Annotated in this window: 7 protein-coding genes, 1 pseudogene and 1 riboswitch; of the genes and pseudogenes, 1 reads left to right on the forward strand and 7 read right to left on the reverse strand. The window is 33.2% G+C overall.

Annotated elements, in window-relative coordinates:
• Positions 1 to 364: 364 nt before the first annotated feature.
• Complete coding sequence (locus BLT22_RS11760; RefSeq protein WP_091763469.1) at positions 365 to 1675, reverse strand: PTS sugar transporter subunit IIC; 1311 nt, start codon at positions 1673 to 1675, stop codon at positions 365 to 367.
• 4 nt (positions 1676 to 1679) lie between these two features.
• The gene (locus BLT22_RS11765; protein WP_091763470.1) at positions 1680 to 3074 is read right to left on the reverse strand and encodes a glycoside hydrolase family 1 protein; all 1395 of its coding nucleotides are present in this window, start codon (positions 3072 to 3074) and stop codon (positions 1680 to 1682) included.
• 205 nt (positions 3075 to 3279) lie between these two features.
• On the opposite strand from BLT22_RS11765, the gene BLT22_RS11770 reads away from it, so the two are divergent.
• Positions 3280 to 4071, forward strand: a complete 792-nt coding sequence (locus BLT22_RS11770) for a MurR/RpiR family transcriptional regulator (protein WP_091763471.1) — start codon at positions 3280 to 3282, stop codon at positions 4069 to 4071.
• Here BLT22_RS11770 and BLT22_RS11775 read toward each other — a convergent pair.
• The 5 genes and pseudogenes from BLT22_RS11775 to BLT22_RS11795 form a co-directional block, all read right to left on the reverse strand.
• Positions 4068 to 4259: a helix-turn-helix domain-containing protein gene (locus tag BLT22_RS11775; protein ID WP_091763472.1), complete on the reverse strand. Its 192-nt coding sequence runs from the start codon at positions 4257 to 4259 to the stop codon at positions 4068 to 4070. The two genes, BLT22_RS11770 and BLT22_RS11775, sit on opposite strands and share 4 nt — an antisense overlap.
• 362 nt (positions 4260 to 4621) lie before the next feature.
• The gene (locus BLT22_RS11780) at positions 4622 to 6469 is read right to left on the reverse strand and encodes a heavy metal translocating P-type ATPase (protein ID WP_091763473.1); all 1848 of its coding nucleotides are present in this window, start codon (positions 6467 to 6469) and stop codon (positions 4622 to 4624) included.
• A 96-nt stretch (positions 6470 to 6565) separates the two neighbouring features.
• Positions 6566 to 6662, reverse strand: a riboswitch (NiCo riboswitch).
• Positions 6663 to 6807: 145 nt separating this feature from the next.
• Positions 6808 to 8217, reverse strand: a complete 1410-nt coding sequence (locus BLT22_RS11785) for a glycoside hydrolase family 1 protein (RefSeq protein WP_091763474.1) — start codon at positions 8215 to 8217, stop codon at positions 6808 to 6810.
• Positions 8218 to 8350: 133 nt separating this feature from the next.
• Positions 8351 to 9742 (reverse strand): annotated as a pseudogene (locus BLT22_RS11790) (PTS transporter subunit EIIC); the annotation flags it as partial.
• Positions 9743 to 9920: 178 nt separating this feature from the next.
• The gene (locus BLT22_RS11795; protein ID WP_091763476.1) at positions 9921 to 10910 is read right to left on the reverse strand and encodes a BglG family transcription antiterminator; all 990 of its coding nucleotides are present in this window, start codon (positions 10908 to 10910) and stop codon (positions 9921 to 9923) included.
• Positions 10911 to 11730 lie beyond the last annotated feature (820 nt).

Genomic DNA, 11730 nt, shown 5'->3' on the forward strand with positions numbered 1-11730 from the left:
AACGCATTGGCTTTCTCCTTTTTTGATGATGATTATACTCTTTTTATAGTCAATAAAAACTTTAATTCAGAGACATTCCCGATTAATATTACTCACAATTATAGAAATCAATGGTATAGTATTTTTTTGTTTAGAATTCAAACAAGAAATAATTTGATCATATTATTCGTTAAAAACTTATAGTTCTGATCAAGTTTGTTTTATAGGGCTATTCTAATTAATTCATTACTTATACTTATACTTATACTTATACTTATACTTATACTTATACTTTCAGTATATCATCGAGTTGGCTATTTCGTTCTAGTTCATTTTTAAATATTATAAATACACTCATTGTTTTTCTTCTTAAATCATAATTCTATTACAGATCTTGTTCCAATTCTGCCTGTTTGATTAATACTCGTTCGCTGATTTTCAAGAATGGTAGATATATTATAACGCCTAACACAATCAGGAAAACCTGGAGTACCGAAGCTCTCCAATCTCCTCCAGTTGCCAGCCAGCCACTTATAACAGGCGGCGTCACCCATGGTATATATACAACTGTCTTACTTATCAATCCCCCCGCAGTAGCCAGATAAGCTATAATGGTTTGAATAATTGGAAGTAAAACAAATGGAATAATCATTGGTAAATTGAACACAATCGGCATACCAAATATTAAAGGTTCGTTGATTTCGAAAATACCGGGTGCTGCTGATAAATTTGCAATTTGTCTATAAGCTTTTACTTTTGAAAATATGAGGATGGCAATAATTAAAGAAATCGTTGCGCCTGTTCCGCCCATTTGAGCAAATGCAGTTTGAAAGCTGATTGTTAAAATATGCGGTATATCTACACCCTCGGCAAAAGCTACTGAATTTTCATTAATATTTTGTGTCATGAACGGTTCTGTAAATGGTCCATTAATGACAGATTGATGAATCCCTAATCCAAAGAATAAGTTTCCTAAGCTATATAGGAAAAGATATCCCACTAAACTTGTTCCAACTGCTCTTAAAGGTTCTTGTATAATCGTTACAATTAAAGAAATTAAATCAGTTCCCAATGTAATCATGAGTAGTAAAGATAATCCAGAGAATAAAGAGACCGTTATGATAGCTGGAATCATAACATTAAAAGATCGCGAAACTGCTGGTGGAACTTTTTCTCCTAGATTGATTTTCAAAATATCAAATTTATTAAGCGCAATCAACAATTCAGTAGCTGCTAAACCAATAACAATACCGGCAAACATTGTTCCGGTTCCTAAATTATTAAAGCTTAATACATTATCTACTAGCACTTCTTCACCTGTGGTAGTAGTAGCCATTAGTTGCAGTGGCATCATTGTGATATAAGTTGCTATGGCAATAATTGCTGCTGAAATAGGATTACTGAATCCTTTGTTTTTTGATAAGAAGTAAGCTATAGCAGGACATAACAACAAGCCGGCACTATTCAATGTTCCCCGAATGATACTAGTTCCAAACTGTTCTGCTGTTTCCAACATTTGACCCGACAATATCCATGGAAAAACGACAGAATTTATCAGAACGGCTAATCCAGCTAAAACAAACAACGGAATAATCGTTGCAAAAGCATCCCTTAAAGAGCGTAAATGAACTTGATTTCCTATTTTAGTTGCAATTTCAACAAACTTATTCATCATTCTTTCTTTTTTATCTGACATATGATCATTCCTCTCTGCTTACCACATTAGATAAATTTTCTCCATTTGTATGAATAACTCTTTTGAACCATTGGTAACTTTTCTTTGGAACTCTCGCTAAATCTTTCAAATCATGATTCTCTCTATTTACATACACCACACCATATCTTTTACGCATATCTCCTTTTGAACTCAGAATGTCAATCAGACCCCATCCAAGGTATCCCATTACATCTACCCCATCTTTTTCTACAGCATTTTTTATTTCTTGTATATGATCTCTATGATATTCAATACGATAATCATCTTCTATTGAGTTCTTTCCATCCCATTCTTCAATAACGCCAATTCCATTTTCAATTGGGAAAACTGGTAAATGATATCTAGCATACAATTTATTTAATATATTTCTAAAACCTAGGGGATCAATTTGCCAATTCCATTCAGTGGATTCTATATATGGATTATCAACTTTTCCAAATTCTAAATATTCTGCAGGGAATGTTCCTTTTGGAATTTTCTTATGATCAATGACGTTAGTTGCGTAATAACTAAACGTTAAATAATCACTTGTTAATTTACTGAGCTCATCTAATTCTTCTGCTTCGATTTCCAATTTAATATTATGTTCTTTAAGCAGTGACCAAAATGAATCCAAATAACGACCATGTACAAATGCTTCTAATAAATTATTATTAATCTGCTCATCAAATTCTCTTGCTCTAAAGACATCTTTTGGATGACAAGTTGCCGGATATATTTCTTGATAAGCAAGCATTCCACTTATTTGGCAGTCAGTATTCTCATGTATATAATTCGCCACATATGTGTGTGACATCATAATATTATGTTGTATCTGATAGGCTTCGTTTATACTTTTTTCCCCTGTCATATATCCAGAAGATTCAAAAACTTCAGGTATTAAACTGAATGCATTTTGTTCGTTAAACGTAATCCAATGCTTCACTTTATGGCCGAACCTCTTAATCATTTCAATCCCATATCGGCTAAAAGCGCTAACAACTTCTTTCGATAAAAATCCATTGTACTTTTCTGCTAAATGTAAAGGCATATCAAAATGATATAAACAAATCATTGGTTCAATCCCTCTTGAAATTAAGGAATCAATAAATCGATCATAAAATTCAATCCCAGCTTCATTAAACGCTCCCTCTCCAGTAGGATTTACTCTGCTCCACGAAATTTGGAAACGATACATATTCATTCCAAGGTCTTGCATATAGTCGAAATCTTCTTCATATCTATGATAAGAGTCAGTTGCAACTTTCCAGTCAGAAGAAATCTCAGTCGCTTCTTTGATATCGTAGACTGATTTACCTTTCCCCTCTGCATCCCAAGCTCCTTCTGTTTGCATACTTGAAATAGAATTTCCCCAATAAAAATTTTCCCTGAATCCCATTTACGCTCATCCTTTTCCTATTTGATAGTCCAAGTATACCAACAACACTAAGCAAGATGGGCTCTCTATAAGAGAACGGTTTCATGTTCTGAAACTAGTTTTATGAATTGAAATAATGTCTATTATGGTTTTATAAAACTAATTGGTATAATAAGGAAAAGGATAGAAATCATAATGAATTATTTAACGAGAAAGTAGTGGTCATATGAGTGCAGGATTAATATTAACGCTTCAAAACATCATAAATCAATCTCCAACCTATACGGAAATCGATATTGTTATTGCACGCTATTTATTAAATCATTTATATAAAGAGAATCTTTCAATTAACGACATTGCCACTGAATGCCATATATCGAAAGCGAGCGTCACTCGATTTTCTCAAAATTTAGGCTATGCTGGGTTTAATGATTTAAAAAAAGATTATCACTTAACCTATATCGAACTTGACGAAATGAAAATTGATCTAAATGTGATAACTAATAAACAAGTAAGTCCTTTACAAAAAAATATCCTTTCAGAATTTCAAAATTCAGTAAATGACTTAGCAGCTTATGCAGAAAATCTGGATTTAAAAGAATTTGAGAGTTTATCTGAATTAATTCATGAAGCTGCAAAGGTTCATCTTTACGCAACGTTGATACCAGGAAACATGGCTGAAATCCTGCAGCATATGTTATTGACTGCCGGAAAATTTGTTGAATACTATCCTCAACTTAATAATCAATTAATTGCTGCTGATAACCTTAAAGAAAATGACTTAGCTATTTTCATATCACTTGAAGGATCCTATGTTATGCAAAAAGATTTAACTTTGAAAATAACCAGGTCAAAAGCAACTACTGTGCTGTTAACTCATAATCCAGAAATGAAGCTTTCAACTGTTTTCGATCACGTCATCCACCTTGGTGACCACGGAACAGAACGAGGTGGTAAATACAAATTATTAATGTTTATTGAGTTCTTAGCGCATTGTTACTTTAATAAGTATGTTTAATGTTGAATTACTAGCTTTTCATGTATAAGATCTCCCTCTGGAAATACCTCATTAATATCCTTTATAATTCTGTAAACTGTCTTTCTGGAGATTTCTAGTTGATTAGACAGTTCTTCTGATGTCATATAGGTTTGTTTTTTTGAAAGAAACAGCAATAGCTTTTGTTCACGGTCTTTCTTTGAACTCATCGCTATCCCTCCTTTGCTATTTATAGTTTATCAAACATTTAAGAAAACGCTTCACTAATAGTTGTCCACTGCAATGGACAAAATTCTCTAAGCCATTTTAACATTCGGAACATTTATTATTCTTAACTGACATTTTAACAGCACGCTACTTTAACAGGAAGTTAGCCCGCAAAAAAGAACAATAGTCATTAAGCCAACTATTGCCCTTATAAATAGTACTGAATTTTGCTTTTTTTCTTTTATATTCCTCAATGAAAATTCATAGTCGTCATTAAATAAATTTATCCATTATTTATAGATCTACTCACTTTAAATAAACTTTACTTTTCAATTTGCTAGATTACTTGAGTCTGCAGTAGCTCCTATTTTAATAAGGAGTTTTTATTTTGAAGTAACATTCTTAGACCATTCAAGATAACTAATATTGTGGAACCTTCGTGAAAAATAACGCCGACCGGCAAATCCAGTAAACCAAATAAATTCAATCCAATAAGAATAACGATAACGCTAATGGCAAAAATAAGGTTTTGCATAATAATCTGTTTAAGTTTTTTACTTAATTGATAACTATAAAAAAGTTTTGTTAGATCATTTTTTACAATGACAATATCAGCCGATTCCATTGCCACACTCGAACCGCCTCCCATAGCTATTCCAATATCAGCATTAGCCAGCGCCGGTGCATCATTTATGCCATCCCCGATCATTCCAACAGTCTTTGACATTGATTGATCTCTTTGAATGAAATGAATTTTATCTTCTGGCATACAGTTTGCTTTATATTGGGAAATATCCACTTCTTCAGCAACCGTTTGGGCAACTTCTTCATTATCTCCTGTTATTAATCTTACTTTAACCCCTTCTTTTTGAAAGTCTTTGACTGCTTCAGCAGCCTCTGCTCGAACTTGATCTGCCAAAGCAAAGTAACCTAGAACCTTTTCACTTTTTCCAACATAAATTATGGTATGACCTTTTTGATGCATGTTAAGATACTGATTTTCATCTTCATAGTTTTTAAAAAGATTCTTTTTTCCAACCATAAGATCGCCTTTTACTAACCCTGAACCAGCAATTTCCTTAATACTTTCTTCATGATCTATAGTCGATAAATCTAACGCTTTAAATGCAGTGATAATCGCTTTAGCAATTGGATGGTTCGATTGTTGTTCCATGAACACAACCTCTTTTAAAAGTTCAGTTTCTAGTTGATAATCAGTTACTTTAAAGGTCCCATATGTTAGTGTGCCCGTTTTATCACTATAAAGAATATCCATCATATTCAATGCTTCCATAGCTGTTCCACCTTTAAAAAGTATCCCATTTTTAGCGCCATTACTAATAGCACTGAGTGTAGCCGGAGTAGCTGCTGCTACTAATGCACACGGACTAGCAACTGTTAGTAAGACCATGCCTCTGTAAAAGGCTTCTTGAAAGTTGAAGTCACCAAATGTGTAAAGAGCCAATATAAAGATCGGAACAATGATCAATACAGCTGTAACGTATTTCGATTCGATTCTATCAATCATTTTGGATATCTTAGATGGTCTATTTTGTGCTTCTTCTACCATTCGTATAATATTAGAAAAAACGGTTTGATTGCTTAGTTTATTTACTTTTAAGTAAAAGACATCCCCTTCATTAATTGTTCCAGCTAAAGCTTCATTGCCTTTTTCTTTTTTAACCGGAATAGATTCTCCCGTTAATGCCGCTTCATTTATTAGAACACTCCGATCAAGTATGCCATCGATTGGAACTTGTTGACCTTTTGATACAATAATTCTATCTCCAATGGCCAAATCTTCAGTAGACACTTCTACCACTTCACCGTTTTCTTTTAAAAGTTGTGCAGTTCTTGGTGTTTGTGACATGAGTTCTGAAATAGTCTTCGTGGACTTTGCTGAAGCATATGATTCTAACAATTCGGCACCAGCAAATATAAATAATAACATGGCGCCTTCTGATTCATAATTGATCAATACTGCTCCAAGAGCAGCTAATATCATCAATAAGTCTACATTTGGAGATTTTGTTTGAATCGTAACGGATACAGCATTTTTTGCAGCAAAATACCCTAAGAAACAGATTGAACTGTAAAAAAAGTATTGACTCATTAAATCAGAGAATGGCAACATTGCACCTCCTAAAATAATAAAAAATGTACCTACGATAAAAAATTGTCCTGCTTTCGTCTTTAATAAATAATGAACCATTGTGCAACTTCCTTCCTGATTTTATTTTCCTACTCTTACTAAAACCTCATTTAACCACTTGATTTCAATAAAAAAAGACACACTGCAAGACAGAATAACTGTCTCACAGTGTGTCTTTTACACGCTGCTGCTACATGTTGTAGCCCGGCTGCATAAACTTTAAAAAGCTTACCGCTTGTTCATTAAAGCGTATCATACCTTAAAAATAAACGAATGATACCTATTTGATTTTTGATACCCAAAGTTTACCTGTTTATTTGTATATTGTCAACTATAACTATTCTTTCTAATGACAGTAACAGTAGAGCGTTAAATACCTATCAAATCCATTATTTACCTTAGTATTTGGTCAATCCATTATTCTCAATAACTTTCTGGTAAAAGTAAAAACTGTCTTTTCTGATTCGAGCAAGGTCTTTTAAGTCATGATCTTCTCTATTAACATAGATAAATCCATACCGTTTCTTAAATCCTTGATGGGAACTTAAAATATCAATTACCGCCCATGGACAATACCCTATCAGCTCAACACCATCAGCGATTGCATCATTACAGGCCGAAATATGATCTCTTAGATAATCAATTCGGTAGTCATCATGCACTTTTCCATCTTCCGTCAATTCATCAGGAGTACCTAATCCATTCTCAGTAATAATAAGCGGTAAGCGGTAGCGATTATAATAATCATTTAACACAAGTCTTAAGCCCATTGGATCTATTTGGGCACCATATTTACTTGATTTTAGATGTGCATTTTTTTCAATTTTGAAATAACCATATAGGTCATAATCAATTTCATTTACTTTAGTCCCATAAGTATGCTCTTCATCTTCAGAAAGATAACTTGCTACTAGTGTGCGATAATAGTTCACTGCAATTAAATCCGGCTTTGCCTTTTTTAAGATTTCTTCATCTTCTGGCTTTCTTACTGGACTTATTTCTGCTTTTTTTAAATATTCATTATAATAACCCGGATAATCTCCATAACAGTACATATCTAGTGCATAATTAGTCTTAAAATTATCATTCATTTCAGCCGCCCATATATCCATAGGCTTGTTTGAAGCAGGATAGGTTTTTGTAGACGATACAGCTGGTCCAATTTTACTACCTGGAATCATATCATGGCAAGCATTTGTTGCTAGCGCATGCGCAACAAACATATGATAATCCATTTGAGCACGAACGCGTTCTGCATCCTTTTCTGAAACATTATACATATTCATGCGTTCGTTTACTCGTACCATTAAGTTCTGCTCATTATTAACTTGCCAATGCTTTACTCGATCACCGAATACTTCATAACAAGTTTTAGCAAAACGCTCGAATGCATAAACACACTCACGACTTTCCCAGCCATTATATTTTTCAGCCAAAGCATATGGTAAATCAAAGTGGTACAACGTTATAAAAGGAATGATGTCTTTTTCTAGCAGCAAATCGATTATTTTATTATAAAAATCAATCCCTTTTTGATTAATTTCCCCATCACCATCCGGAATAATTCTAGCCCATGAGATCGAAAAACGGTAAGTTTTCATTCCCAATTCCTTCATTAATGAAATATCTTCTTCATAATGATGGTAAAAATCGCTTGCTACTTTAGTATCAGCTTGAACTTCTGACTTTTTAAAAGAATTATAATCAGCTACAGTCATTCCTTTTCCGTCCTCGTCCCAAGCTCCCTCTATTTGAAATGCAGAGGAAGATGCACCCCACCAAAAATCTTCAGGGAAATGGTTATCCATCATTAGTCTCCTTAATTTAATTTATTGGTCTCATTTATTTTTATGAACCGTTCATAATTTTGATAAGACTCTATTATTAATTTTTCTAAAGTTTCCTTATATTTCAACTAACTTAATTATCGACTTCTTATGAAATAGTCTTTTCGCTTTCTGTTACCTCTTCTGGCAGATCTTTGAATCCGAATACGATGGTCATCATACAAGCCCCGAAAAAGGCGACTGCTATACCTACTAGATAAGAAATAAATGCCACCGTTCCAGCCTCAGCATAAACCGGAATCGTTAGGACCCCTTGATTTGCGAATGCTGTACCATAGGAACCGCCCCAGCCCATAATCGCTCCACCGGTCGCACCACTAATAATAGCATAAACCATAGGTGTTTTTAGTCGCAAATTGGTTCCATAAATAGCTGGTTCTGTAATACCAAATAATGCTGTCACACACGCCGATATTGCTACACTTTTTAACGCTTTATTTTTTGTTTTAAAAAACACGCCTAAGGCAGATCCTGCCTGAGAAAAATTAGCTGCCCCAGCAAAAGCCAGTAAGTTTTGACGTCCATTTTGAGCTACATCATTAATCCCAATCGGAATAATGGCCCGATGTGCACCAAAGACAACAAGCACACACCATAATCCTCCGATGAACGCTCCAAGCAGTATAGAACTGAAGTCCATAATATAATAATAAGCAAAATTCACTGCATTTCCTAAATAGATTCCAATCGGCCCGAAAAGCAATAAAGTTAATGGAAGCATAACCAGTAAAGAAAAGGTAGGAACGATAATAATTTTGAGGACTTCAGGTATCGTCTGTTCAAAGAAACGTTGTACATAACTTAGAAAGAAAACCGCAATAATAATAGGAATAACGGAAGAAGTGTAGTTAGCTTGAGTTACACCTACCCCAAATAGTGAAACGGATGCATCACCTGTCATCAGGTCAATAACAGTTGGATAAACAAGCGTTCCAGCGATAACCATTGCAATAAACTCATTAGCTTTAAACACTTTCGCAGAAGTGTAAGCTAAAATGATTGGCATAAAGTAAAAAATAGCATCTGAAGCAGCACTAAGAATAATATATGTATTATATTCTTTAATATCAGTTGAAAAATAGGCTTCAGCTACCATAACCGCTATCGCTAAAATCCCTTTAACCATTCCCGATGCTGCGATCGCTGGTATAGTGGGTGTAAATATTGCCGCAATTGTATTCAAGATTTTATTGACCAATGAAACGTTTTGCTTTCCTTTAATATCCGCTTTTGTATCTTCGCCTGACAATAATGGGTCAATCTCTTTATATACTTCAGAGACATCTTTACCAATAACAACTTGAGTCTGGCCTCCACTTTCAACTACTGATAACACATTATCTAATTCTTTTATTTTTTCTTTATCAATTTTATCTTTATCATTTAATACAAATCTCAATCGTGTATAACAATGGGTCAGCTCTTGAACATTTTCCTGCCCGCCAACATTTTCAAGAATTATTTTTGCCGTTTTTTTGTGATTCATGATTATCCCTCATATTCTAATAACACTTTGGTCTGAATAATTCCATAACCAAATATACTTACATAAAATTAGTGTTATTTAATTCAGAGTTTAATCATATACAATTCTAAAAAATATTTCAATCAATTTATTTTCTGTTTTTGATTTCTATTGTCTTCACCCTATTTATAAAAGAAGATCATTTTAATTTATAGTCTGTTAAATGAATATAAAGAGACTTTATCAGCGTTTCTTTTGCCGGAAATGATACAAGCGATAAGGCTTCCATCGTGTTTACAACATTTTCTGTAACAGAATATAATTTACTATTTTCTTCTGTACAACTATTCCCTTCAGCAATACTCAAAAGAAAGCTACTTAAGAAATAAACTTCTTCTTTATTAACTTTATTGATTATTGAAGTCAGAATACTCTTACAATACTGAAATATCGTGGAAGTTTGAGAAATATTATCAGTGTATTTTTCCATGTTTTCTTCTATCTTTTTATTTCGAATTTTTATTAAGATAATCATGTAGGCAATTTCTGTTAACCTATCTTCCACTAAAGATATCGAATACTGTGTTGCTTCTTCTTTCATTTTCTCTACAAGTTTTTTTACATCACTTTCCTCATTCCAATAACTCATTAAATATTTTAAGATCCATTTCCCATTAGATGCTTCCAGTAACGATGTAATAATATCAAACGCCATTTTTCGTTTATTTATTTCACTTCCTTGGATAAAATATCCTTTTTTTCTAGAATAAGAAAAGATTAAATCGAATGTTCTGCAGTCTTCTTTTAGTTTTCTGATATCAGTCAAAACCGTATTTTTACTTACTTGTAGAAATTCCTGATAATGAAAGTTAGAAAGCTCACTTTTCCGAATAAACGTAACCAAATAGATCAATTGCATACGCTCGATTTCGTTTAGATAAATCTGAGTATGCTTCAATTTCTTCTCTGGAGCATTAAACTCTTTTATCAATATTTCCGGAACAATATACAAATTATCTTTTATACTGATTAGGGGAAAATCGTTTTTTTGCAGATAATGATTAATTTCTTGAATATCCTTTTCAATTCCCTTCCTTTCTCTATTTAGCAATATTGATAATTCAGTTAAATAAAATTTTGGCATCTCAATTAAAACTCCTAAGAGTGCCAACAAGCGATTATCAATCATGTTCTTCCTCCTTGCACTAATCATAAAATGAAAGCGTTATTATTTAAATGTTTATTGAGCCCAATATAAATTTAGCATAGCATTTAAATTTGTGCTCAATTCCTTGAGTTAATCATTTTCCTAGACTATATGCTTCATAACGACTCTATTCAGTATGATAAAAATGAGTCTGATCTTTAGAATAACATTCTTATCTTATTAATTATTTTCATAAAAAACGTAGTTGGGACAAAAGTCATCATTGTCTAAAAATTTGGAATGTCGGAAAATCAAAAACACCGTCAAATCTAGGATTTAATTTTGATTTGACGGCGCTTTACTTTCTAGCTCGTTTGCTCTCAGTCTCTATCTTTATTGTTACACATGCCAATTTCTCTAAAAATAGATACTTTGCTTGAGTATAGAAACCTGACTGAGATGAGCTGAATGGTGTGAGGAACTGCTCTTATCTGGTAACTGAGTGATAATTTCTTAGTGAGTTGACTGATATGCTGCTCTTATCTGGTAACTGTATGATAATTTCTTAGTGAGTTGATTGATATTCTGCTCTTATCTGGTAACTGTATGATAATTTCTTATTGAGTCGATTGATAAGTTGCCCTTATCTGGTAACTGAGTGGAGATCTCTTATTGAGTTAAGTGATGAATTGCTCTTATCTGGTAACTGTATGATAATTTCTTAGTGAGTTGATTGATATTCTGCTCTTATCTGGTAACTGAATGGAAATTTCTTATTGAGTCGATTGATATGCTGCTCTTATCTAATAACTGAGTGATAATCTCTTATTGAGTTAAGTGATAAACTGCTTTTATGCGGTAA

The sequence above is a fragment of the Marinilactibacillus psychrotolerans genome (assembly GCF_900101525.1).
Classification (GTDB): domain Bacteria; phylum Bacillota; class Bacilli; order Lactobacillales; family Carnobacteriaceae_A; genus Marinilactibacillus; species Marinilactibacillus psychrotolerans.